Genomic DNA, 25,282 nt, shown 5'->3' with positions numbered 1-25,282 from the left:
TTTTGCTGAAGGTACGGGAAGCCGTCATTTAGGGATGTTTACATTTCGCAACGTAATTGTTAAGTTTAGTTACATAGATGAGTAAGGGTTCTGAGAACCCAGGAGAAAAGTACATGAGTTCTAACAGTATGGTGTCGAACAGTGTAGTCATTGATGATCAAGGTAGAACTGACATTTTCGCGATCGAGCCTCCCATCTACATTGACCCAACCGTGCAATCAGGCTTTACGCCCTATGCGGAAAAACTGAACGGACGCTTAGCCATGATTGGATTTGTCAGCATGATTGGGCTAGAAATCCTGACGGGCCACGGTGTGATTGGATTTCTCAGCCATCTCTAATGGGTAGACCTTTTCTAAGAACAGACTGACCTCATACACTGGCTTAACCGTTGATGATTCTGTTGGCTAGATGATTCTGTTGGATTTCTCCTGTGAGGTTTTGTTCTGATTCCCCGCGTAATTTTAATTTTGAGGATTGTTTATGCCGATTAAAGAACGTCCCACGCCCTCACGCGCCAGCATTATCGCCAACATTGTGGTTGCGGTGTCCGCCGTCTTTCTGTTCATTAATGTCTTGATTCCTAGTTTGTCTGGGCCTCGCGTCCCCGGTGTTCCCTACAGCCTGTTTATCCATCAGGTCGAAGAAAGCCAGGTTTCCCAGGTCTCCATTGGTCAAAATCAAATTCGTTACCAACTGAAGGGAGAGGCCGACCAACCGGGAGCCGTCTACACAACGACACCGATTTTTGATCTGGAACTGCCCAAGTTGCTGGAATCTAAGGGCGTGGAATTTGCCGCAGCACCCGCTCCCAAAAATAATTGGTTCTTTACGATTCTAAGCTGGGTGGTTCCGCCGCTGATCTTTGTGGGTATTCTGCAATTCTTCGCCAATCGCAACAATGGTGGTGCGCCCCAAGGTGCGTTGTCGATCGGGAAAAGCAAGGCCAAAGTTTACGTCGAAGGGGAATCCGCGAAAATCACCTTTGCAGATGTGGCGGGTGTTGAAGAAGCAAAAACCGAATTGGTGGAAATTGTTGACTTCTTAAAAACGCCTGCTCGCTTCACGGAAATTGGGGCCAGAATTCCCAAGGGGGTACTGCTGGTTGGCCCTCCCGGAACCGGGAAAACCTTGCTGGCCAAGGCTGTGGCTGGGGAAGCCGGGGTTCCGTTCTTTAGCATTTCCGGTTCAGAATTTGTGGAAATGTTTGTAGGCGTGGGTTCCTCACGGGTACGGGACTTGTTTGAACAGGCCAAAAAGCAAGCGCCTTGTATTGTCTTCATTGACGAATTGGATGCGATCGGGAAATCCCGCAGTGCAGGCGGTTTCTACGGTGGTAACGATGAGCGGGAACAAACGCTGAACCAATTGCTGACGGAAATGGATGGGTTTGCAGCGGGAGATGCCACGGTGATTGTGCTAGCCGCCACCAACCGTCCGGAAACGTTGGATCAAGCGTTACTTCGCCCCGGTCGCTTCGATCGCCAAGTCTTGGTCGATCGGCCTGACCTTGCAGGGCGGGAAGCGATTCTGAACATCCATGCTCAAAAGATTAAATTGAGCGAAAATGTGAATCTCAAAGCGATCGCAACCCGGACACCCGGATTTGCAGGGGCAGATTTGGCGAACCTCGTGAACGAAGCCGCCTTACTAGCCGCTCGCAGTAAACGGGCCACAGTGGAAACCCAGGACTTTGCGGAAGCGATCGAACGGGTTGTAGCGGGTCTAGAGAAGAAGAGTCGCGTTCTCAACGAAACGGAAAAGAAAATTGTTGCATATCACGAAGTGGGGCACGCGATTGTAGGTGCGGCCATGCCGGGAAGCAGCAAAGTCGAAAAAATCTCGATCGTCCCTCGGGGCATGGCGGCGCTGGGTTACACCTTGCAACTGCCGACGGAAGATCGCTTCCTGTTGAATGAGGATGAGTTACGCGGTGAAATTGCGACGTTATTAGGCGGTCGATCGGCAGAGGAAATCGTCTTCGGGAATATCACCACGGGCGCATCCAACGACCTGCAACGGGCCACGGATTTGGCGGAACGCATGGTCACTAGCTACGGGATGAGCAAGGTCTTGGGGCCTTTGGCCTACCAGCAGGGTGGACAATCGATGTTCCTCAATAACGGCGCTCCCAATCCTCGCCGACCCATGAGCGAAGAAACAGCGCAATCCATCGATCGGGAAGTGCAGGAAATTGTGGAAACGGCCCATGAACAAGCGCTGAATATTCTGCGGACGAATCGGGAATTACTGGAATCGATCGCCCAGCAACTTCTGGAAACGGAGGTCATTGAAGGGGAAGCCCTGCACCAATTGCTGAACCAGGTCAATGCAAAGCCTGTGATGGCTGAGATAGCCTAACTTGTTGACTGAACTGGCATGACTACAGACCCGGTTCGTTCCAATCCATTTCATGAACAGTGTGACTTTGAATAGGTCAACTTGATTAAAAAACTCTCCCCACCATGACTCTCCCAACATTGGGGGAGTTTTTTTATAGGTCGCAATGCACGATGTTTAGAATGTTTAGAAATGCACGATCGTAGCTGAGACAGGCTTTTCCTTAATCATCCAATGCCGTCGATCGCTGGCTACCTAGCTGATTGCCTGGATAGTGCATATTACAAAACTTTAAGACACTTCGAAAGTTCAGTAAAACCGTTATGGGCAATTCCAGTCCGGGCACACTAAAGGAATTGGGTGTTAAATGTTCTTTCGCAAACAATCTTGAGTCCTAGAGAGAAATTATGGGTAGACGTGTTGTCAAGAGTTTAGGGTTCGCCTTCGGATTGTCTCTCTGCGGCGCAAGATTGACCTTGGCCCAAGTCGTAACGGATGGGACAATGCCCAGCACCGTGACGACTCCCAATCATCTCGATTTCACGATCGACGGAGGCGGGCGATCGGGCGGGAATTTATTTCACAGCTTCAGCCAATTTTCAGTGCCGACGGGGGGTTCTGCCTTTTTCAACAATGCCGTAGATGTACAAAATATTTTTGCGCGCGTCACCGGTGGGACTGCATCGAATATCGATGGCCTGCTGAAAGCAAATGGTGCAGCAAATTTATTCCTATTGAATCCCAATGGCATTTTATTTGGGCCTAATGCCTCGCTAAATCTGGGAGGGTCATTCGTTGGAACGACAGCGAGTCGTATTAAATTTGCTGATGGCAGCGAGTTTAGTGCCGTGAATTCTGGAACACCGTTACTCACCATGAGTGCACCCGTTGGATTACAACTCGGCCAAAACTCAGGGCCCATTACGGTACAAAATACGGGCCATCAGGTGACTATTGGCTTTTTTGCGCCTGCCGATCGCAGCCAAAATCCCACCGGATTACAAGTGGGAGCCGGACAAACCCTGGCGTTGATTGGCAATTCGGTCAACTTTGACGGGGGGCTGATGACTACGGCGGGAGGCGGACATTTGGCAGTGGGTAGTGTCAGCGATGGTACAGTCAAGCTGAATTCTACCCCTCAGGGATGGGTGGGCGATTATTCAGCCGTTCAGCAATTCAACGATATTCTGTTCAACCACCAATCCTTGCTAGATGCTAGTGGTAGTGGGGGTTCCATCCAGTTACAGGGTCAGAACATCAGTTTTGCGAATGGTTCGGCAGCCTTGCTACAAAACTTGGGATTTCAGCAACCCGCCCAAGGCATTCAGATTAATGCAACGGGAACCGTTAGTCTCACGGGTACAACAGCTAATGGTCTATTAGACAGTTTTATTCAAATTGACAACCTAGGCTTAACACCCACGGGGGATATTAATCTTTCAGCAGCACAGTTATTACTGAAAGATGGTGCGAATCTCCACAATTGGACATTTACGCCCGCTACAGGAGGAAACATTCATGCCAAGGTCACAGGCACGATCGAGGTTGATGGTTTTGTTCCAGCGAATCCAGTTATTTCCAGTTCCATTACCTCCATCACATTGGGTTCTGGGAAAGCAGGAGATTTAACGCTTTCAGCGGATAGCTTAAAAGTGGTGAATGGTGGCAGTATTAGTGTTCTGACGGCAGGGCTTGGAGATGGCGGTGTCTTAAAGATTGATGCAACAAATCTAGTAGAAATTGCTGGGAATAACCCCTTGACCACCTTATCCAGTAGTATTATTGGTTCTGCAAGCGGTACAGGCAATGCAGGGAGTACCGTAATTAATACAGCTCGGTTAGTCGTTCGCGACAGTGGTATTTTAGGCTCGAGTGCGGTTGCTAAAGGCGCAGCGGGTAATGTGACGGTGAATGCTTCTGAATCCGTTGACGTGAGCGGTCAAGCCGCCGGATCGATTCTTCCGGCCCGAATTGCATCTACCGCTGAGATTCTCGATCCGATGACTCAAGCCGTTTTGCAGTTACCAGCCATTCCGGATGGCAATGCAGGATCTTTGACAATTAATACGCCGAGCTTACGGATTACCCAGGGTGGCTTTGTAACGGTTAAAGCTGATGGCCCAGGCAGTGCCGGAAATGTTCGGATTAATGCGGGTTCCACGGTTCTGAATCACCAAGGTCGTATTACAGCTGCCGCTGCTTCTGGGGAGGGAGGCAATATTTTTATCACAGGGGATACTTTAGTTCTGCGTCATGGTAGCGTTATCAGCGCAACGGCAGGAGGAACAGGCAATGGAGGAAATGTCACGATCGCTGCGCCAATCATTCTAGGGTTAGAAAACAGTGACATTATTGCTAATGCTGTGAAAGGTCGCGGAGGTAATATTAGTATTACAACCCAAGGAATTCTAGGACTTAAGTTTCGCAATCAACTGACACCTGATAATGACATCACTGCTAGTTCAGAGTTTGGCGTGAGTGGCAATGTGCAAGTCAATACGATCGGCACAGATCCCAACGCAGGTCTAACTGAACTTCCCAGCAACGTCACAGATTCCTCCCAGCAAATTGCAACAGGCTGCAACTTCAATCAAGGCAGTCAATTTGTCGCCACAGGGCGGGGTGGCATTCCCCAGAATCCCAGTCAACAGGTCGTGGGCGATCATACCTGGAAGGACTTCCGGGATTTATCTGCCAATCGTAGTAGTCAAGCAACCGTCGCTCAGATTCCGGTCACTCAGCCCCAACTTGTTCAAGCTTCTAGTTGGCAGCGTAACGCCAATGGTTCGATTTCGCTGATCGCGGCTCCTGGGTCTGTAGCTACTCCGACGATCGCCACTTGTAGCGGTACACCGACAAAAGTAAGCTCATTAAAAGTAAGCTCATTGGTGCGTTCTTAAGACGGCTGAATTCAAGGTGCTCTCAATATTCAAGGTGCTCTCAATTCAAGGTGCTCTCCAGGGTTCTCATCTCCATAATTCTCAAAGGTCTGACCAGAAAATTTCAGGGACTTTACTGAGAATATAAAGATTCTATGATGGGTAATCTAGGGCGAATGTCTATAAAATCGCCCTATGAAAAAACATTCGATCGCTACGGTTATCGGTTTAGTGGCTGGCATGGTCGTAGGGATGGAGTCCTCCATTGCTCAGGTGAGTCCAGATGGAAGCTTACCCAGTGCGGTGAGTAGTCCTAATGGGCTGGACTTCACGATCGATGGAGGGGGGAGATCGGGCGGCAATTTATTTCACAGCTTCAGCCAATTTTCAGTCCCCACGGGCGGCTCTGCGGTTTTCAACAATGCCTTGGACGTGCAGAATATTTTTGCGCGGGTGACGGGTGGAACAGTATCCAACATTGATGGACTGATTAAAGCCAATGGTTCTGCTAGTTTATTCCTAATCAATCCCAGTGGCATATTATTTGGGCCGAATGCCTCATTGAATATCGGGGGATCTTTTATTGGGACAACAGCCAGTAGCGTTAAATTTGCGGATGGAACAGAATTTAGCGCAGTCAATCCAAGTCATCCGCCTTTGCTGACGATGAGTGCACCGATCGGTTTGCAAATGGGGCAAAATCCAGGGGCCATTACCGTACAGGGAATAGGCAATCAGTTAATCGACATCACGGGTTTCGGTCAAGCGAGTCCCATGAATAGCCCCGATGGATTACAAGCGGGCGCGAATCAGACCTTAGCGTTGATTGGGGGAACCGTTAATTTTGCAGGTGGGGTGGCTTCTATCCAAGGCAGTGGACATCTGGAAGTCGGTAGCGTCCAAGCTGGAATGGTGGGACTTACGGCTACGCCGACCGGGTGGGTAGGGGATTACAGCGCTGTGTCGCAATTTAACGATATTTCTCTAGCGCAGGATTCAATGCTGAACGCCAGTGGTCGTAACGGCTCCATCCAACTACAAGGCCAAAATATTAGCTTGTCGGAAGGATCAGCTCTACTGCTGCAAAATTTAGTAACCTCCCAATCTTCTGGAGGCATTACAGTCAATGCCAGAGGCTTCCTAAGCTTGACTGGCAATACAAGCAATGGAGAATTGGGCAGTCTGATCCAAAGTAACAACTTCGGATCAGGAGCTGTTGGAGATATCAATGTGACTGCGGCTAATCTATCACTATATGATGGAGCCAGAATTTTCTCTAGAACCCGGAGTCAAGCGGCGGGTGCCAACATTAATATTGCCGTGCAGGGTCTGAGTGAAATCAGTGGTTTCGACTCTAACAATCCAGCTCTCTATTCAGGAGTTGCCACCTTCTCAGCGGGGCGTGGAAGCGGCGGCAACATCACCATCTCTACCCAGGATCTCAACGTACTAGACTCAGGCAATATTATTTCAGTAGCCGTTCGATCGGGCGACACGGGCACGATTCAAGTCAATGCCACCGGACAAATGACCATTGCAGGCTACAACCCCTTGGCCTTTGGAGAAAGCACACTGTCTACCTTTACCCAGGGGGCAGGAAATGCGAAGGATGCCACTATCAACACTGCGAGATTACTCATTCAAGGGGGATCCTCGCTGGGTTCTTCTACGGTGGCGGATGGGGCCGCTGGGAGCGTTTTGGTGAATGCTTCCGAGTCGATCGAGATTCAAGGTAAAGCGACCCAAGGAAACGGCATTGGCAGTATTTCCCGTATTATTTCCACGGCTGAAATCTTGAGTCCTGAGTCTCAAGCCGCATTTGGATTACCCGCCATTCCTTCGGGTAATTCAGGCTCGCTGACGATTAATACTCCTATATTACGCATCGCCGATGGCGCTGTGGTGAGCGTTAGAAATGATGGCCCAGGAATTGGCGGCAATGTTTGGATTAATGCAAATGTGATTTCTCTCAGCAATCAGAGTAGTATTACCGCTGCTGCTTTTTCCGGCGAGGGTGGTAACATTGATTTGCAAGTGCGGGATCTGTTGTTGATGCGCCAGGGGAACAGCATTGTTGCAACGGCGGGGGGACAAGGAAATGGAGGCAATATTACGATCGACTCGCCCATCATCGTAGGCTTAGAAAATAGTGATATTGTTGCCAATGCATTTCAGGGGCGGGGGGGGAATATTGAAATTACAACGCAAGGGATACTTGGGCTCAAGTATCGTAGCTCGCTAACGCCGGAAAATGATATCACTGCCAGTTCTGAATTTGGGATTAGTGGGAATGTGCGGGTGAATACGATCGGTACAGACCCCAATTCTGGATTAACCGAATTGCCAATGAATACATCTGATCCAAGCCAGAAAATCGCGACGGGTTGTTCCAGTAACCAAGGAAGTCAGTTTGTAGCAACAGGGCGGGGTGGAATTCCCAAAAATCCAAATCAAGAAGCAGCCAGCGATCGCCCTTGGCATGACCTCCGGGATCTCTCCGCCTATCGCCAGGGGCAAGCAACCGTCGCTCAGATTCCCACCACCCAACCTCTGCTCGTCCAAGCTTCTAGTTGGCAGCGTAACGCCGATGGCTCGATTTCTCTGATCGCGGCTCCTAGGTCGGTAATTGCCTCTACGATCGCCACCTGTAGCGCTCCTTTCTCCTAGCATCGCCACAGTCTTCAGCCAATCTAGGACAGATGACATAAATAACTGACAATCAGCAACTTCTTTCTCAAAATCCTACTAATTAGTAATATAACTAGATGGTTGTAAAATTAGATTTTATGTGCTATTAAATAAGGTAGGTCAATTCTCAGGGGTAGCAGAACTCTCTGCGGCGACCCAAGCTGGATGGATCTCAGTGAATGAACGTTGTGCAGTGCTAGACCGTAAATTAGAACCCTGAATCAAGATCATGATGGCAGACTTTAATTGGATAACAGCGGTACTCGGTGGTTTGCTGATTGGGGGCAGCAGCACGATTTTACTGGCCTTTAATGGGCGCATTGCAGGGATCAGTGGCATGGTCAATGGCGCGATCGAATTTCCCCAAAAGGAAGCTTGGCGATCGCTCTTTCTGCTGGGAATGCTCCTCGGAGGTGCTCTTTATGAGTATGGGTTGGCAACTCACCCCACACCCACTTCTAGCTTTGCACCATGGGCGATGGGGATTGGGGGACTGTTAGTGGGGGTGGGAACTCGCATGGGCAGTGGGTGTACCAGTGGCCACGGGGTTTGTGGTTTGGGGCGACTATCAGGTCGATCGCTCGTGGCAGTTCTGACGTTTCTGACCACTGCTTTCATCACGGTATTTATTACCCAACATGTATTACCCGGCATTTAGTGAACTGGTAATGCGTACTAGTAATGTGAGCTGGTCAATCGAGCGCATCCATCGGTTTTCTATTATTTAACAAGTTGTATAACTTGAACCATGAACACACTTCAACGACAGCTACAGAGACGCATACGGAGACGCATACGGAGACGCATTGTGAAACAAAATGGCATTGCATTAATTTCAGGGCTTCTCTTTGGGTTAGGTTTAGGGCTTTCGCAAATGATCGATCGCGATCGTGTGTTAGGGTTTCTGGACATTGCAGGGCGATGGGATCCCACATTACTCTTTGTGTTGGGAGGGGCAGTGGGTGTCACAATCATTGCCTTCCGCTTTGTATTAAGACTTCCCCATCCCTGGTTTGCTGAAAAATTTTACCTCCCTACCAAACGAGACATCGATCTGCCGCTGGTTTTAGGGGCCGCTATTTTTGGCGTGGGTTGGGGCATTTCTGGATATTGTCCAGGCCCCGGCATTACCGCTTGGGTACTGGGCATCTGGAATCCCGTTCTCTTTATGCTGAGTTTTGTAATCGGTTCCCTAGCCTACAAAGGGTTAACGGCGATCGGGCATCCACCCCTTCCAGACTTATCCCACACCAAGAAATAGCCAGTGTCTCAAAGCTAGGCAAGATTGATTCGATGATATTGCAGCCCCAGAGCATCGCACGCCAAATACACACGCCAAATACACACGCCAAATATCGCACACAGAACATCGCACACAGAACATCGAATCCCGGCGAACATCAGGAGGTGACTAAAGTAATACTATTTGGTAATATAATGAAATTAGTAGTTGACCAGCTCAACTCCCTAGATTCCTTATATTCCTTATGTATCCCTTTGCATCCCTGAATCCCTATGCCCCGTAAAGCGATCGTTCAACCGTTAACTCAACCAACGTTATCGATGCCAGTATCCGGTAATGCTGTCTTAGGTAAGGTTACCTTAGACGATGACTGTGGTATCTCAAAGCTGTCACCAGCAGCATTGGGGCTCATGGCCGAATTTTTTAAAGTGTTGTCTGAAGTGAGTCGCTTACAAATTGTTTGTAGCTTGAAACAGGGGGCTAAGAATGTTACTGAAATCATTGAAGAAACGGGATTAGGACAAGCAAACGTTTCTAAACATCTCAAAATGCTGACTCAGGCGGGAATTGTTGCCCGTGAACAGCAAGGGGTTTGTGTTTACTACAGCATTGCCAATCCGTTTTTATTTGAACTTTGCGACCTAGTTTGTGATGCTCTCTCTCTCCAAATGGAGCAACAAAGTCAGCAATTACAACAGCTGACCACACTTCGACAACTTCGTTAACCCGACAAATTAGCAATAACGGCGTTAGAAACGAGTCGTCGGATTTCTCCACGGATGATGAGTGCGTCAGAGTTTTGTCTGAGATCCTTTGTCTGAGATCAATCGCCTCACTAAATTTTCAAGGAGAAAAACCATGCTATTCCGTCAACTCTTCGATCGCGATACTTGGACCTATACCTATCTCATTGCCGATCCCAGGACTCAGGAGGCGGTTTTAGTCGATTCGGTGCTGGAGCAAGTGGAACGGGATCTCAAACTGCTGAATGAATTGGGTTTGACACTGAAATATTGCCTGGAAACCCACGTCCATGCCGATCACATTACCGGGACAGGTAAGCTGCGGGAACTCACCGGTTGCGAAGGCATTGTCCCTGAACATGCAGCGGTCGCCTGTGCCAATCGAGAAATTCAAGATGGCGAAATGCTAACCGTGGGAGAGGTGCAAATTCAAGCGATCGCCACCCTGGGCCATACCGATAGTCATATGGCCTATCTGGTGAACGGTACACATTTGCTAACGGGCGATGCCCTCTTTATTCGCGGCTGTGGACGGACGGACTTCCAGAGTGGAGATGCGGGGGCACTGTACGATTCGGTCACCCAGCGACTCTTTACACTACCGGATAGTACGTTGGTCTATCCCGGCCATGACTATCGCGGCCACGCCGTTTCCACGATCGGTGAAGAGAAGCAATGGAATCCTCGCTTTGTGGGGCGCACTCGGGAAACATTCATTGATTTCATGAAGAATCTCAATCTTCCTGATCCCAAGAAAATCATGGAAGCAGTTCCTGCCAATCAAGCCTGTGGCCAAGTAGCGACGGTGGGGTAACCTTGGCTTCTATGAATTGGCTTCTATGAATTGGCTTCTATGAATTGGCTTCTATGAATTGGCTTCTATGACCTTGAAACAGTACTTCCCGGTTCTCAATTGGTTACCGCGCTATCATCGGCGAGATTTTGTAGGGGATCTGACAGCAGGCATTATTGTTACCAGCTTGTTAGTCCCCCAAGCGATGGCCTATGCGCTGTTGGCGGGTTTACCGCCCCACATTGGGCTCTATGCCAGCCTTTTACCCCCCATTCTCTATCCGTTGTTAGGCACGAGTCCTGTATTGGCAGTGGGGCCAGTGGCGGTTGACTCTCTTATGGTTGCAACTGCCATTGGTAAACTCGCTCCCCAAGGTAGCGCGGATTACTTATTACTGGCGACCCTTTTAGCGTTCTTAGTTGGCTCGATCGAAGTCTTGTTTGGCATCTTTCGTTTAGGATTTTTAGTCAATTTCCTCAGTCGATCGGTCATTTCCGGATTTATTAGTGGTGCAGCGCTCATCATTGGCTTGAGTCAGGCGAAACATTTGCTGGGCCTCAAAATTCCCCATACGGAAACGGTTCTAGAACTCTTACCCCTATTGATTGGCAAACTTAATCAAGTCAACTGGAGTACCTTAGGGTTAGGACTCGCGAGTTTAGTAATCCTTTGGTACTGTGGGCAGCCCTTAGTTCAGCAACTCAAGCGGCGCGGCTGGCCTGAGCAAACGATTTTTCCACTCTCGAAGGGCGCACCATTATTCGTAGTCATTGTGGGCACGATCGTCGTTTGGGCCTTGCGCTTAGATCAAATCCTAGGCATCAAGGTCGTGGGGGAGATTCCAGCGGGTTTACCCAGTTTCCAAGTTCCGATCGTTTCTGGTTCAACGCTGCAAAGTCTCTTACCCGTTGCGCTGATGATTAGCCTTGTGGCCTATATGGAAGGATTTGGTAGCGCCCAGGCCCTGGCTAGCAAACGCCGTGAAAAAGTGGATGCTAACCAGGAATTAATTGCCCTCGGCGTGGCGAACTGGGGGGCTGCCCTGGCTGGAGGCTATCCCGTGACGGGAGGATTGAGCCGATCGGTTGTGAACTTTTCCGCAGGGGCCAACACGGGGTTAGCTTCGATCATGACTGCGATTTTTGTCACGATCACGGTCATGTTTCTCACCTCGTTGTTTTATTTCCTGCCGCAAACCTGTTTGGCTGCCATTATCATCATGGCGGTGTATAAGCTGGTTGATTTCGCCACCCTGCGCCGCATGTGGAGTTACGACAAAGCCGACGCGATCGCCTGGTTGGTCACGTTTTCAGCCGTGTTGGGCGTTGGGGTGGAAAAAGGGGTGATTTTTGGGGCATTGGTGGCTTTATCGTTGCATCTGTGGCGCACAAGCCGTCCCCATATCGCGATCGTCGGTCGCTTGGGACAAACGGAGCATTTCCGCAATGTGCTACGCCATCCTGTGACCACCTGTCCAACGGTTTTGGCGGTGCGGATGGATGCCAGTTTGTATTTTGCCAATGCCCGGTTTTTAGAAGATTTTCTGCTAAAAACGATCGCCCAGCAGCCTGCGGTCAAAACGGTTCTTCTGGTGTGTAGTGCCATTAACCTCATCGATGCGAGTGCGTTGGAAGTTTTGGAAAGTTTGATTGCAGAGTGGCAGCGATCGGGCATTGAACTATATCTATCTGAGGTCAAAGGGCCGGTGATGGATAAATTAGAAAAAGTGGGATTTGTAGACTATTTAGGTCGAGATCATTTCTTTTTGACAACCGATCAAGCCATGCGACAGTTAGGCGGCATTTGATAGAACTGACTCTAGCAATGTAGAAGGCTGGATTGCACAAATTCAATAGCTTGCCATGGCTGGCGAGGGATCTGCGATCGGTCGCTGCGAAGGCCCAATGGGTTGATATGACTGGGCTCAGCTTAAGCTCAATACTGACCTTTTGACACAGCCTAAAAAGATGTTCAGGCGATTATTTCTCGCTTAACATTGCTAGGATACGCGATTTCAAGTAGTCGGTTTCCGATGCAATATCACAATCATCAACTCATCTATTCACCAGCAGACTTAATCCAATATCACCAAAGTGAATTTGCTAGCTGGATGGATCGCTTGGCCCTAGCGCAACCCAAGGCTCTGCCTGCTCCGGCGACCCAAGACGAGTTCCTCACCGTCCTGCGCCAACTTGGCCAAGCCCACGAAAACAAATTTTTGCAGTCTTTGCAATCAACGGGCGCGGACGTTTGCATGGTTCACCATCAGGGGGGATTTGAGGCCACTCTAGCCGCCATGAAAGCTGGACGAAATTATATTTACCAAGCGGCCCTGCGAGGGGATGGCTTCCTGGGCTATGCCGATTTTCTGATTCGGGTGGAGGAGCCTTCCCCATTGGGCAGTTGGAGCTATGTGCCCTTGGAATGTAAGTTAGCGCTAAATCCTAAGCCCGATTTTGTGCTGCAAGCCTGTACCTATTGCGATTTATTAGAGGCCATTCAAGGGAAACGCCCCCAGGAATTTCGACTGTTGTTAGGCAGTGGCGAAATTGCCTCCTATCCCACAGAACAATTTTTCTACTACTACAAACGGGTGAGGCAATCCTTCCTGCAATTTATGGATGGATTTAACCCAGACCAACCGCCCATTCCCGAACCGGGGGACGATCGCCATGGCCGATGGCAAGACTATGCAGAACACATCCTGCACGATCGAGATCATCTATCCCTCGTGGCAAATATTACTGGTAGTCAAATTCGTAAACTAGAAGCGGCAGGCATTACCACTGTCGAACAACTGGCTAACCTAGATCAGACGCAAAGAATCACTAATTTAGATCCACTCGCATTATCGCGTCTAGTTACACAAGCACAATTACAGAAAGCCACGTTAAAAATAGGTCAAGTCCAATATTGTTTAGTTCAGCCCCAACCCGATCAACCCAATCAAGGACTGGCCTTGCTGCCCCCCCAAAGTCCATTGGATGTGTATTTTGACATGGAGGGATATCCCTTAGCACCCGGTGGATTGGAATATTTATTCGGCGCAGTGTGTGTCGAAGCAAACCCCGCAGCCAGTCATGCGGATACCTGTGGAGCCCACCCTGCGGAGGTAACACTTCAGTTCTATGACTGGTGGGCGCATAACAATTTCCAGGAAAAGCAAGCCTTTGAAGGATTCATCGATTGGGTGTACGATCGCTGGCAACGGGATGCGTCCATGCATATTTATCACTATGCCGCCTACGAAACGATCGCCCTCAAACGCTTAATGGGAAAATATGCGACCCGTGAAGCGCAAGTCGATGATTTATTACGATCGGGCGTTTTCGTTGATCTGTATCAGATTGTGCGCCAAAGTCTCCGCGTGGGTCAGCCCAGCTATTCCATTAAAAAGTTAGAGCCCCTCTATCACTGTCAGCGATCGGGAGAAGTGCAAACCGCCAATGACTCGGTTCTCCAGTATTTTTATTGGACGCAGAGCCAGGATGGTCATACCCCAGATGACTCCAAGATTTTGCAGGACATTCGTGACTACAACCGGACGGATTGTGAATCGACTAAATACTTAGTAGATTGGTTACGAGAACTGCAAAATCAACAGCAAATTAGTTATGTGAACAATCAAAATCAAAGTCTTCCAAAAGAAGCTGAAAACCCCAACGATCGCGGAGCTACAGCCGCTGAGTTGGCAGAGTCGTTATTATCCCAGCTATCGGATGAGGATGATTCAGAAGAAGCTTGCATTCAGAGACTACTGGCACACTTGCTGCAATTTCATCAACGGGAAGGCAAACCCTTCTGGTGGCAACGGTTTAGTTGGCTGGTGGCCGATGAAGCTGATTTATATGATGAGCTGGATTGCTTAGCCGGACTCGAACGCACCGATCGCCCACCCTTTAAACCCAGCCCACGCAGTCGATCGCTGGCCTATGAATATCGCTTTGATCCTAATCAGGAAACTAAACTAGAATCAGGAACCTGTTGGTTTGCGCCGGAGCAAGCCTTGCGGAACTGTAAGTTAGAAAGCCTCGGTCGGGAAACCGGGATTGCAACCATTAGCATTTCAGAAAAACGCTTGAAGGAGTTGGAACAGTCTGCCCCTGGTTGGAGTCCACCGCAGCGCACCAGTCTTATCGACTGTAACTTTATCGATTCCACTATCTTAAGCCAGTCGGTTTTGCAAACTGTTCAACAATGGGCTAACTCTAAGCAACTGCCGCCTGCATTGCAGCATTTTCTCCAGCGTCAACCGCCGCGTATTCCAGGTCATATTCTGGGTCAACCCCTTCTGCGTTCCGATGAAACTTTACTCCAAGGGACGCTGCGGATTGCGACCACCCTACAAAGCAGCACCCTCTGTATTCAAGGCCCCCCCGGCAGTGGCAAGACCTATACCGCTGCCCAGGTGATTGTCAAGCTACTGGCCTTGGGTAAATCGATCGCGATCTGTGCCAATAGCCATAAAGTCATCACCAATCTCCTGGCACGAGTGGCAAAACTGGCGGAAGCGGAGGGGCTGCTGTTGCAAGGGGCCAAAATTGGTGGAGATCGCACCGATGAGGTTTTTCAAGCGGCCTCGATTCGGTTTCAAGAAAAGGTTGATACCACCCTGCCGCCGGAGTATCAACTGGTGGGAGCAACGGCCTACCAATTGAGCCGTGAAGCGGCGATCGGTCAGTTTGATTACCTATTTATCGATGAAGCGGGGCAGCTATCGTTAGCCAATTTGGTCGCGATCGCCCGTTGTGCGGATAATCTCATTTTAATGGGCGATCCGATGCAATTAGAGCAACCCACCCAAGGCACCCATCCCGGCGAAAGTGGTCTCTCAGCCTTAAACTATTTTCTCAATGGTCGTGCGACGATTCCCCATGATTTAGGCATTTTTCTAGATACGAGTTATCGGATGCATCCGAGCATTTGTCGATTCATTTCCGATGCGGTTTACGAAGGTCGCCTAAAGGCCGATCGACAAACCCAATCCCATCAAGTGGAGGACTGGTTACTGGGCCAAGGCGTAAATCCAATCATCCAGCCGCAGCGCCATGGGATTTTGTTTATCCCCGTGGAACATGAAGGCAATCAACAGGCGAGTGAGGAAGAAATCCAAGTCATTGAGCAAGTGATTAATCAATTACTGGGTCGATCGTTTGTCAGCGATCGGGGGAAACGGCAGCACACCCTTCAGCCGGAGGATATTTTGGTCGTTGCGCCCTATAATTTGCAGGTACGGAAGCTCCAAAGTCGGCTACGCGATCGGGCTAGAATTGGCACTGTAGACAAGTTTCAAGGCCAAGAAGCCCCCGTCTTGATTGTGTCGATGTGTGCCAGTCGGGGCAATCTCATTCCCCGTGGCTTGGAGTTTTTGCTCAATCGGCACCGCTTAAATGTAGCCATCTCCCGTGCTCAATGTTTATCCCTAGTCGTGGGGAGTCCGTTCTTAGCTCAAACGATGTGTTCTACCCTGGAGGAAGTCAAACTCGTTAATTTATTTTGTAAATTATCGGTTGTTTAACATTCGTCCCTACTAATTCTGAGATTGCATCTCTATTGCTGTAGAAATGCTGCTGATAGAAGGTTGAATCATATCGATCATTGAGCACTTATCTCAATCGATCGATCATGCCTCTCTTGATCAGTATTTGTGATCAGTACTTGTGATCGGTACTTATGATCAGAAATGACGACCCGCGATTGTGATTAGCAATTGTGATTAGCAATTGTCATCAGCGATCGCAGGTCGTTAACTGAGATAATTGGACAACTACATCATCGATCGCTTGACGTACCGTGGCAGGTGCGGCAGCGGAATTGACAAGGATGCTAAAAACCAGAGGGGGATGGTTTTTGGGCGTGATATAGCCTGAGAGCGAAACTGCACCGGAGATCGTTCCGGTTTTAGCCAGTACAACCCCTTGGGCTGGGGTCCCTCGAAAGCGATTTTTTAGGGTACCAGTCATGCCTGCCATGGGGAGCGATCGTTTGTAAATCTCCGCTGTGGGTAACTGTGCGATCGCCTGTAAGGTTTGGACCAAGGCTTCGGGACTGACTCGATTTCCCCTAGCTAATCCTGAACCATCCACTAAGCTATATCGATTAGCATTTACCCCCAAGGCCGTAAGACTTGTCTTGACTGCTGCAATACCATCCTGCGTTGCATTACCGGAAATTGTTCTAGAACTAGCATGGCTTTGTTTTCCTAGGGTTTTCAGCAGCGCTTCCGCATAGGTATTATTGCTTTCCTGATTCGTTTCATAGAGCAGTTCTGAGAGGGGCGGAGAAGAGACTGTTGCCAAGGTAACTTCGCCGGGAGGTGCCATTTTCCGTTGCACCAACGTGGAGCTTTTCACTTGAATGCCCGCCTGCGTTAACAAATTCCGAAACTTGCGGACTAAATAGTTCCCAGGATTAGGAATGGCAATCCCAACCCATTCTGAGTCAGACCCCACACGTAACGCTGCATCAATGACGATGCTAGACCCCTTGCGGTAAGCATTGGCAAACTCACCGGCATTGGCTCCGACGGTTTTCGATCGATTGACCAACGTCCAATCCGAGCGATCGGTGATATCTTCCCACTGCACCTGTAAAGGCTGCCCCACTTTTTGGGGAAATAGGGTAAGGTTAATCGCATTCTGATTTAAAATCAGGGCGTTAGTGGCAACGGCATAGGCTTCACCGATATCCTCTGCATCCCAATTTGGGTTGATCGTTGGTCCTTGAAAATAAGTTTCATCTCCAATCAGTCGATCCACTTGCCGAATGCCCTTCTGCTGAAGCTGGGTTACCAGAGCGGATAATTGCTGGGTTGTCAGGCTTGGATCGCCTTGGCCCATAATTCGTAGTGTTGCTAAGTTAGGGCCGATCGCGTTGCCGGTTGCAATGGTTTGAATGCGATAGTCTGCCCCCAAACGATGTAAGGCCGCGGCAGTCGTCAAGATTTTGGCGTTGGATGCAGGAATTAGTTGCGTGCTGGCATTGAGGTTGACCAGGTTGCGCCGCTGGCCTGCGGGGGCTTGGGTCTGTACGAGAATTCCCCACCGTCCATTGGGAATGCGTCCTAGGACGGATTTTACCTGGCTATCCAATTGCACCGGACAAACCTGGGCGATCGCAGGAGCGGGATTAAACAAGACAGTAGGGATCAAACAACCTAGAGGGACTAAACAACCTAGGCTGAGGAAGCAGGGCAGTCTGAAGGAGAGAAGTTGGGATCGGTGCTGCTCCATGGGAGTATTGAGGCTATGCGTCAGCCTCTATATTAATCTTGCTCTATCGTAATTGGCTGAGATTTGCGGTGTTACGAGCTTTGTTGTTGCAGAGAGCATTCAACTATTTCCAATAATTTCCAATATACGGTTCCACTTCATCCGTCTTGTACTACATTAGATTCGATTCTCGATTTTTAACTTTGATTGCAACCCGATCGTAGTACAAGACACTTGTATCAGCTCATCCAACAAATCTGTTAGGCGGTTGCAGATCCGCATTCAAATAGATCCGCATTCAAAATGGCATCTTTCAAAATAGCAATAGAATATTTTAAACATGAAAGCAGTTCGAATTTATTCAAAATACAGTATTCTAAAAACGTGCTTGAAACCATTAGATTTGTTAGCTACCAAACCCGGAAATCACCAGCTAGAATTATTGACTTTATTTCATTTATTTGAATTAGCAGAGATGCATCAATCCATCTTCGAAATAAAGTCTGTTAAACCTATTTAGTTGGATGTTTTTCTGAAAAATTCCTCAATCTTGAGATAGATTTTTTTGAATTTAATGAATGCTCAGGGCATCTCCAGAGTATGCACAAATTACAAAGGATTCATTCCAAAAGAGATTGAACTATGGTGAGTAGCGATCGGGATTTTTCCACAAACGGATTTTTTTTGAATTCCAGTTCTTTCGGTAATTCATCCAGCAGCAATGAGGGATTAACAACATTATCTTTACCGCTATTAGGCCCACCACTATCATCCAGCCTATCGCCTAGCCTTTCCGCCAATGCATCCATTTTGGCCTCAGAATCTCTTCCTTTGAGTGGATTGCTAGGACAGTATTATGCCGGATCTAACTTTGAGCAACTGAAGTTAACGCGATCGGATTCTACCGTTAATTTTGATTGGGGGGGAGGCTCTCCGGATTCAGCGTTGGCGACCGACTTGTTTTCAGTGCGTTGGTCAGGTTCAGTGATTGCTAACAGCTCCGAGACTTATACCTTTTATACAAAATCCGATGATGGAATTCGGTTGTGGGTGAATGGTCAACTGTTAATTAACAATTGGACGGAACACGCCCTAACAGAAGATCAGGGAACTATTACACTGGTTGCAGGACAAAAGTATGATATCCGCCTAGAGTATTATGAAAATTTTGGTGGGGCGATCGTACAATTGTTGTGGTCTAGTCCGACCCAAGCCAAGGACATTATTCCGCAATCCAATTTCTTACTCCCCGATGTAACCGCTCCTACTGCTTCTACCGACTTAGCAAGCATCACTCAACTTGGGGATCGCGACTATCGCTTTAGTGTGACCTACCGAGATGCGACAGCAGTCAAGCGCAGCACAATTGGCGATGATAACCTTGTTGTAACAGGGCCAAATAATTACGCTCAAACAGCCAAGGTCGTCAATCTGAGCCAAGACGCCACGGGTGGGATCCTCGTTGCGACTTACAGTATAGATGCACCTGGTGGTTTGTGGGATGAGGCTGATACAGGTATCTATTTCCTGAACCTACAAGCCAATCAAGTCAGTGATATTGATCGTAACTTCATTCCGGCGGGTGCCCTAGGAACTTTTCGTGTTGATTTTGCGCCTCCGACGGCACAGGTCAATGGGTTAGCCCCTATCGTTGCAGGGGGGAATGACTATCGCTTTGCCGTGACCTATCGGGACAACTTGGCCGTTAAGCAAAGCTCGCTCTATGAGGCATTGCTTGTCACTGGCCCCAATAACACAACCATTCCTGTACAGTGGCTAAGCTTCCGTCGCGATCGGGATGCCGAAACCATTACAGCGACCTATCGCATCCTAGCGCCAGGGGGCAGTTGGGACATGGCCGACTCCGGGAATTATGCGATCGTGCTGCAACCCCAAACCTTGAGCGATCTCGATCGTAACTTTACCAGTCCTGGAACATTGGCCAATTTCTCCGTAGACTTTCTGCCACCCACGGTTCAATTAGATCCCTTGGCTGCTGTCAGCGCTGGGAGTACTAGTTACCAATTTACGGTGACCTATCGGGATGCGACCGGGGTGAGTCGAACGACCTTGGGCGATCGGAATATTGTCGTGACGGGGCCGCAGGGAGATCTGCAACCGGCAAAGCTCATTAGTGTGAGTTCAGCGACTGATGGTAGTCCGCTAGTCGCAACATACCGTTGGGATGCACCCGGCGGCACCTGGGATGAGGCCGATTCAGGTCAGTATTGGTTGAATCTACAAGCTAATCAAGTCAGTGATGTGCTGGGAAACCGGGTGGGAGCGATCGCCCTGGGGGCTTTACAGGTTGATCTGACTGCTCCAACCGCGACCTTAAAACTCTTGACTTCGGCGATCGAATTGGGTACTCAGGATTACAGCTTTGCCGTGACCTATCGGGATGCGAGCGGGATTTTATTGAGCTCGATCGAAAATCAAGATATTACAGTAACAGGGCCCAATAACTTTACACAGTTAGCAAACGTGGTGAGTATTGTGCCCAGTCCTGACAATAAAGTAGTGACCGGGATCTACCGCATTACGGCTCCAGCCGGACTGTGGAATGCAGCGGCGGTGGGTACCTACAATATTCGCATCAATCCTCAACAAGTCAGCGATCGTCAGAACAACTTTGTTGCTGCGGCCACGATCGGCTCCTTCGTTTTCGCTGCGCCTCCCACCCCACCGCCAGTCGATCCCACTGATTTTTCTCAATGGGTTGTGGATTGGAGTCGGCAATGGTTGAACCAACGCAGCTCCGAACTCCCAACGGCGGGTCAATCCCTCAATAGTTGGTTGACCAATGTTGTGATGGCGCAGCCATTGACCGCAGCCGATCGCGTAGCTTGGAGCTTCTGGCTCACAACGATTCCCCTAGAGCCCTCAGCCCTAGCGAGCGATTTTGTAGCGGCTTGGCTGAAAGCAACTGCACTCCCTAATCCAGGATTGGACGGCGGGTCAGTCAATGGGTTGCCCTAGCGAATGGATTAAAGCAGGGCGGTCACTGTCCAACTGATTTTTACCTTTGTTTTTTCTACTTTTGAATGAGTGATTCAGATGGCTTATTTACGTCTTCGGCGCATCGTCGCAGCTTTAGGCAGTCTGTTGGGATGCCTTGTTTTAGGGATGGGATTACTGTGGTTGGGCATTGCGCAGTCTAGGGCGAATCCCATGGGGTGGATCCATCCAGAGGTCGATCGGGTGATGGTCGTAGCGAATCGCAATAGTCCCACATCCTTGCGCGTGGCTCAGTACTATATGCATCGGCGACGGATTCCTCGCGATCATCTCCTGACCCTAGATTTACCTGATAGCACCCTTTTGCCGGTGTTTGAATCCATTAGTCACGCAACCTACCAACAAAAAGTCGAAGTCCCACTGCGACAATTTTTGGCACGGAGGCATTGGCAGGATCAAATTCGGTACATTGTGTTAACCAAGGGAGTCCCGCTACGAATTAAAGAGGTGCCTTACCGAGAAGTAGAAGGTCAGTTTCTTCGCCAAAATCAATCCCTCGACTCAACGATCGCGGCGTTGGATTACAAAATTCCCCCGATCGAATTTCGAGATACAGAATACCGACAATTAACGGGTAAAACCATTTTCGGTTTATTGACCCCGAATCTATATTGGCGACAAAATTATTCCTTTGAGCATCGGCTAACCGGTGGGTATTTAGTGACTCGGCTGGATGGCTATCGGGAGGAAGATGCGCTGGCTTTGGTCGATCGCGCTTTGCAATCCCGCCCTGCATTGAATGGCACTGTTTTGCTAGATCCCAACGGACATAACCAAAGTACAGGGGAGTCCAACGTCATTGATATTTTCGATCCCCAGTCCTGCGGATTCGATCGTCCGACCCAGTGCCAATTGCAGCCGAAGGGCAGTTGGGAATCCTTTGACAAGGATTACAATAACGATCTCCAGTTAGCAAAAATCCAGATTCAACAGCAGTTTCCCCAACTGCAAGTCACCATGGCCCCTCAGCAGTCCTTTATCACGGGGGAAAATTTGCTGGGCTACGCCTCCTGGGGGACTAATGATGAATCCTTCGATCGCCAGAACTACCAGAGTCTCAAGTTTCGATCGGGGGCGATCGCGGATACGTTAGTGTCCAGCAGCGGACGTACATTTTTTCCGACCCGAACTGGACAGTCGTTGATTGGCGATTTGCTGCGGGACTCCCAGGGCCTGACGGGCGCACGGGGCTACGTCGATGAACCGGAACGCCAAGGGATCGGCTCCCCCACAGTGTTGTTTCAGGCGTATTTTTCCGGTGCAAATTTGGCCACAGCGTTTTACCGATCGATTCGGTTTATCGGGTGGCGCGATATTGTTCTGGGTGATCCCTTAGCCACTGTTGTGTTTGATCCCCAGACTCAGCCCCAGGCAACATCAATCAACTTGCCTGCCCATGCCTACAAAGAGTCCTAGAGCGATGATTGCTTGCTGCAACAGCTTCCACAGTGTTGCCACTTATGCGTTCCCTGTGTTTTCTCTTAATTCCTCTGGTATTTTTCCAAGATTCTCCAGATATTTCCCAGATATTTCCCGGAAATGCTCTATATGTTCTTCGGAGTGCCTCAAGTATGAATCAACAGATACAGTCACGATCGCCCCAATTACTCCCATGGAGTGTAGCCTGCATGATGGCCTTGGCGATGGGTTTACCCTTAGGGCAGATGTTCCATCGCACGATCGGAGATTTGGGAGGAACGAGTTGGTTTTGGTTATTGGGTTGGCTAGGGGGAACAACTATCACAGGACTCTGCCTAGGGGGGATGCAAGGCTGGGCGCTATCTCAAGGAGGTAAGCGAGATCGATTGCCCTCGCTTAGCCAGCCTCCCAGTCGTTTTAGAGTAAGTGCTTGGCTACGTTGGATGCTAGGGACCGCCTTCGGCTGGCTACTGGCTAGTGGAATTTCGTTACTTCTCTGCCATTGGATATATGGTGCAATCAATCTTGCTGGATTTCCCTATCTTCCGCTAGCTGTCGTTTGGGGAATGAGTCGTTATAGTGCAGATGCAATCGCCGGCGCATTCATGGGTGCCATTCTAGCGATGACTCAAATCATCTCCGTCCGACGTTCCTGGAAATTCTTGCGACAGCTGCGCTGGTGGATTATCTGGAGTAGTGTGGGATGGATGCTAGGGGCGCTGGTCGCAGATGGACTGACAACCAGCATAATGCCCAATGTCCTTGCGCAATTGTGTGAAGGGGCAATTTTAGGGGGAATCTATGGGTGGATGACGGCCAACGGGAGACGGACGATCGTGGGAATTCTTTTTCCAAGATTGGCTGACCGCCCATGGGTTTTGGCCGATCGTCAGCATGACTTAGCTAAGACATGACTTGACTAAGACATGGCTTGGCTAAGACATAACTTGGCTAAGACATGATTGTTGCAAGACATGCCTTAGCCAAAATATGATTCTGCCCACGATCGCAATTGCAAGCCCCAGGCATGAAAGCGTCAGTCAATCTAGGGGATCTACAAATTTTCAATAAAGCCCATTAACTTATGTCATACGATAGATGATTTGCATAAATCAAACTAGACAGGATGATTGCCAATCAAAATAATGTCCAAGATTTTATCTATCAAATCATTTGGATGCCAAAGAGTGTAAAAAATTGAATTTAAAAACTTAGATTTGAACAATTGAGTAAAAAAAAATTGTAGTCTGATTGCGTTAGAGGCGTTGGGTTAGACACCTTCCTAACAATGGGAAAGTCAGATGCACTTGCCGATTGAACTTGCTTCTTGCACTTGACTTATGTGTTTTCCTACTTTCTGGGTCTTTTTTTTAGTGTGAATACTTTATGCAGGTGATTCCGACAATGATTCCTGAGGTTCTGATTCTAGAACCTAAAGTCTTTGGTGACGATCGCGGCTTTTTTTTAGAAAGCTATAACGAACGAGTCTTCCATGAAGCAACCGGGATTCAGACCCGGTTTGTACAGGATAACCACTCGCGATCAGGAAAACACGTCCTACGAGGATTGCATTACCAAATTCAACAACCCCAAGGTAAATTAGTTCGGGCTGTAGTGGGGGAAATTTATGATGTGGCGGTGGACTTGCGAAAATTGTCAGCTACCTTTGGCCAGTGGGTCGGTTGTCATTTAAGTGCAAACAATTACCGCCAACTCTGGGTACCCCCTGGGTTTGCCCATGGCTTTGTGGTGCTGTCTGAAGTGGCCGAAGTGCTCTACAAAGCAACAGATTACTATGCACCACAGCATGAGCGCAGCCTTCTGTGGAATGATCCGGAGATTGGGATCGAGTGGCCTTTTTCTGGAGATCCGATCTTATCTGCTAAAGATCAAGCAGGTCAGTCCTTTCAATCCGCAGACGTCTACGCAGAAGAGGTGGATACATGACCCGAATTCTGTTGATCGGCGCAGCAGGACAAGTCGGACAGGAACTACAAGCAATATTGCCTAACCTCGGGGAAATGATTTCCCTCGATCGCCAGACTCTCGATCTCACCCAAGTCGAGCAGATTCGGCAAAGTATTCGTCAATGGCAACCCCACTATATTGTCAACGCTGCAGCCTACACAGCGGTCGATCGAGCAGAAAGTGAGCCGGAATTAGCCAACCAAATTAACGCGATCGCGCCAACAGTAATTGCACAAGAAGCCCAAGCACTCAATGCATTGCTCCTACATCTCTCCACCGACTATGTATTTGATGGATATAGTTATCGCCCCTATCGCGTGGAGGATTCGACACAGCCGTTGAGCGTATATGGTCAATCGAAACTAGCTGGCGAAATGGGAATTCGGCAAGTGGGCGATCGTCATGTGATCCTGCGCACCGCTTGGGTCTACGGGGTTCATGGTAAAACTAACTTTGTTAAAACGATGCTACGCCTTGGTTCAACCCAAGAAGAGTTGCGTATTGTGGCCGATCAGATTGGCAGCCCCACTTGGGCCACAGATATTGCCCAGACCTTAGGTCAATTGATTACCTGGGATCGGGACAGAGCTAGCCCTAGCGCAGAAAACAGAACTGGCGCACCTGAATACGATCGACCTGTAGTTCAAGGGACTTTCCATTTCACCAATAGCGGGGTCGCCAGTTGGTATGACTTTACCGTAGCGATTCTGGAAGAGGCTGAGGCCCTAGGCTTGCCGGTTCTGACCAAGCGTATTCTACCTATTACTACTGCGGATTTCCCCACGTCTGCCCGTCGTCCTGCCTATTCGGTGCTCGATCACCGCCCATTGTGGCCCATTCTAGGATGTCCCCCTCGTCACTGGCGACAGGCCCTGCGATCGATGCTCCAGCAGTATTCCTTGATGATTGCAGCCCCGACCGCATCTTCTGATTCCTCATCTGACGCCTAAACCGATTTGTTATCCCATTTTGGAGACCCT

17 protein-coding genes are annotated in these 25,282 nt (G+C 49.2%); 15 read left to right on the top strand and 2 right to left on the bottom strand.

Annotation, left to right across the window (positions count from 1 at the left end; all coding sequences use genetic code 11):
* The first annotated feature begins 128 nt into the window (after positions 1-128).
* From H6G21_RS19780 to H6G21_RS19735, 10 genes are all read left to right on the top strand, one after another.
* Positions 129-341: a chlorophyll a/b-binding protein gene (locus H6G21_RS19780; protein ID WP_190575157.1), complete on the top strand. Its 213-nt coding sequence runs from the start codon at positions 129-131 to the stop codon at positions 339-341.
* Between the two features lie 142 nt (positions 342-483).
* Positions 484-2,361: an ATP-dependent zinc metalloprotease FtsH4 gene (gene ftsH4, locus H6G21_RS19775; RefSeq protein WP_190575140.1), complete on the top strand. Its 1,878-nt coding sequence runs from the start codon at positions 484-486 to the stop codon at positions 2,359-2,361.
* Between the two features lie 386 nt (positions 2,362-2,747).
* The gene (locus H6G21_RS19770) at positions 2,748-5,240 is read left to right on the top strand and encodes a filamentous hemagglutinin N-terminal domain-containing protein (protein ID WP_190575139.1); all 2,493 of its coding nucleotides are present in this window, start codon (positions 2,748-2,750) and stop codon (positions 5,238-5,240) included.
* A 174-nt stretch (positions 5,241-5,414) separates the two neighbouring features.
* Positions 5,415-7,886, top strand: a complete 2,472-nt coding sequence (locus tag H6G21_RS19765) for a filamentous hemagglutinin N-terminal domain-containing protein (RefSeq protein WP_190575138.1) — start codon at positions 5,415-5,417, stop codon at positions 7,884-7,886.
* A gap of 253 nt (positions 7,887-8,139) precedes the next feature.
* Positions 8,140-8,565, top strand: coding sequence for a YeeE/YedE family protein (locus H6G21_RS19760; protein ID WP_190575156.1), 426 nt, complete (start codon positions 8,140-8,142; stop codon positions 8,563-8,565).
* A 150-nt stretch (positions 8,566-8,715) separates the two neighbouring features.
* Positions 8,716-9,168, top strand: coding sequence for a DUF6691 family protein (locus H6G21_RS19755; protein ID WP_347278044.1), 453 nt, complete (start codon positions 8,716-8,718; stop codon positions 9,166-9,168).
* Positions 9,169-9,470: 302 nt separating this feature from the next.
* The gene (locus H6G21_RS19750) at positions 9,471-9,875 is read left to right on the top strand and encodes a metalloregulator ArsR/SmtB family transcription factor (RefSeq protein WP_199307339.1); all 405 of its coding nucleotides are present in this window, start codon (positions 9,471-9,473) and stop codon (positions 9,873-9,875) included.
* Between the two features lie 133 nt (positions 9,876-10,008).
* Positions 10,009-10,707 (top strand): MBL fold metallo-hydrolase, encoded by a 699-nt coding sequence (locus H6G21_RS19745; RefSeq protein WP_190575135.1) that lies wholly within the window; start codon positions 10,009-10,011, stop codon positions 10,705-10,707.
* Between the two features lie 67 nt (positions 10,708-10,774).
* Positions 10,775-12,493, top strand: a complete 1,719-nt coding sequence (locus H6G21_RS19740) for a solute carrier family 26 protein (protein ID WP_190575134.1) — start codon at positions 10,775-10,777, stop codon at positions 12,491-12,493.
* A gap of 225 nt (positions 12,494-12,718) precedes the next feature.
* Complete coding sequence (locus H6G21_RS19735) at positions 12,719-16,204, top strand: TM0106 family RecB-like putative nuclease (protein ID WP_190575133.1); 3,486 nt, start codon at positions 12,719-12,721, stop codon at positions 16,202-16,204.
* 211 nt (positions 16,205-16,415) lie between these two features.
* Here the strand turns inward: H6G21_RS19735 and dacB are convergent, their stop codons facing one another.
* Together dacB and H6G21_RS19725 are read right to left on the bottom strand one after the other, a co-directional pair.
* Positions 16,416-17,822, bottom strand: a complete 1,407-nt coding sequence (gene dacB / locus H6G21_RS19730; protein WP_190575132.1) for a D-alanyl-D-alanine carboxypeptidase/D-alanyl-D-alanine-endopeptidase — start codon at positions 17,820-17,822, stop codon at positions 16,416-16,418.
* A 695-nt stretch (positions 17,823-18,517) separates the two neighbouring features.
* Positions 18,518-18,706, bottom strand: a complete 189-nt coding sequence (locus tag H6G21_RS19725) for a hypothetical protein (RefSeq protein WP_190575131.1) — start codon at positions 18,704-18,706, stop codon at positions 18,518-18,520.
* Positions 18,707-18,737: 31 nt separating this feature from the next.
* Between H6G21_RS19725 and H6G21_RS19720 the strand changes: the two genes are divergently transcribed.
* From H6G21_RS19720 to rfbD, 5 genes are all read left to right on the top strand, one after another.
* Positions 18,738-20,876, top strand: a complete 2,139-nt coding sequence (locus H6G21_RS19720) for a PA14 domain-containing protein (RefSeq protein ID WP_190575130.1) — start codon at positions 18,738-18,740, stop codon at positions 20,874-20,876.
* A gap of 78 nt (positions 20,877-20,954) precedes the next feature.
* Positions 20,955-22,331 (top strand): TIGR03790 family protein, encoded by a 1,377-nt coding sequence (locus H6G21_RS19715; protein WP_190575129.1) that lies wholly within the window; start codon positions 20,955-20,957, stop codon positions 22,329-22,331.
* 155 nt (positions 22,332-22,486) lie between these two features.
* Positions 22,487-23,248 (top strand): hypothetical protein, encoded by a 762-nt coding sequence (locus H6G21_RS19710; protein ID WP_190575128.1) that lies wholly within the window; start codon positions 22,487-22,489, stop codon positions 23,246-23,248.
* A gap of 472 nt (positions 23,249-23,720) precedes the next feature.
* Positions 23,721-24,281 carry a dTDP-4-dehydrorhamnose 3,5-epimerase gene (rfbC, locus tag H6G21_RS19705; RefSeq protein ID WP_190575127.1) on the top strand — a complete coding sequence of 187 codons (561 nt, stop codon included), beginning with the start codon at positions 23,721-23,723 and terminating at the stop codon, positions 24,279-24,281.
* On the top strand, positions 24,278-25,252 hold the full coding sequence (gene rfbD / locus H6G21_RS19700) for a dTDP-4-dehydrorhamnose reductase (protein WP_190575126.1): 975 nt from the start codon (positions 24,278-24,280) through the stop codon (positions 25,250-25,252). The genes rfbC and rfbD overlap by 4 nt, the downstream gene beginning before the upstream one ends.
* Positions 25,253-25,282: the final 30 nt, after the last annotated feature.

Source organism: Alkalinema sp. FACHB-956, from assembly GCF_014697025.1.
Taxonomy (GTDB): Bacteria; Cyanobacteriota; Cyanobacteriia; order Leptolyngbyales; family Leptolyngbyaceae; genus Alkalinema.
This window is presented reverse-complemented; position numbering and strand designations above follow the sequence as displayed.

What these genes read in the sequence shown, in the direction of transcription:
- H6G21_RS19740 (WP_190575134.1), top strand. Translation starts at nt 10,775, where the DNA reads ATGACCTTGAAACAGTACTTCCCGGTTCTCAATTGGTTACCGCGCTAT.
- H6G21_RS19735 (WP_190575133.1), top strand. Translation starts at nt 12,719, where the DNA reads ATGCAATATCACAATCATCAACTCATCTATTCACCAGCAGACTTAATC.
- H6G21_RS19760 (WP_190575156.1), top strand. Translation starts at nt 8,140, where the DNA reads ATGGCAGACTTTAATTGGATAACAGCGGTACTCGGTGGTTTGCTGATT.
- H6G21_RS19765 (WP_190575138.1), top strand. Translation starts at nt 5,415, where the DNA reads ATGAAAAAACATTCGATCGCTACGGTTATCGGTTTAGTGGCTGGCATG.
- H6G21_RS19745 (WP_190575135.1), top strand. Translation starts at nt 10,009, where the DNA reads ATGCTATTCCGTCAACTCTTCGATCGCGATACTTGGACCTATACCTAT.
- H6G21_RS19725 (WP_190575131.1), bottom strand. Translation starts at nt 18,706, where the DNA reads ATGGATGCATTGGCGGAAAGGCTAGGCGATAGGCTGGATGATAGTGGT.
- rfbD (WP_190575126.1), top strand. Translation starts at nt 24,278, where the DNA reads ATGACCCGAATTCTGTTGATCGGCGCAGCAGGACAAGTCGGACAGGAA.
- H6G21_RS19750 (WP_199307339.1), top strand. Translation starts at nt 9,471, where the DNA reads ATGCCAGTATCCGGTAATGCTGTCTTAGGTAAGGTTACCTTAGACGAT.
- ftsH4 (WP_190575140.1), top strand. Translation starts at nt 484, where the DNA reads ATGCCGATTAAAGAACGTCCCACGCCCTCACGCGCCAGCATTATCGCC.
- H6G21_RS19710 (WP_190575128.1), top strand. Translation starts at nt 22,487, where the DNA reads ATGAATCAACAGATACAGTCACGATCGCCCCAATTACTCCCATGGAGT.
- H6G21_RS19715 (WP_190575129.1), top strand. Translation starts at nt 20,955, where the DNA reads ATGGCTTATTTACGTCTTCGGCGCATCGTCGCAGCTTTAGGCAGTCTG.
- H6G21_RS19770 (WP_190575139.1), top strand. Translation starts at nt 2,748, where the DNA reads ATGGGTAGACGTGTTGTCAAGAGTTTAGGGTTCGCCTTCGGATTGTCT.
- H6G21_RS19780 (WP_190575157.1), top strand. Translation starts at nt 129, where the DNA reads ATGGTGTCGAACAGTGTAGTCATTGATGATCAAGGTAGAACTGACATT.
- rfbC (WP_190575127.1), top strand. Translation starts at nt 23,721, where the DNA reads ATGCAGGTGATTCCGACAATGATTCCTGAGGTTCTGATTCTAGAACCT.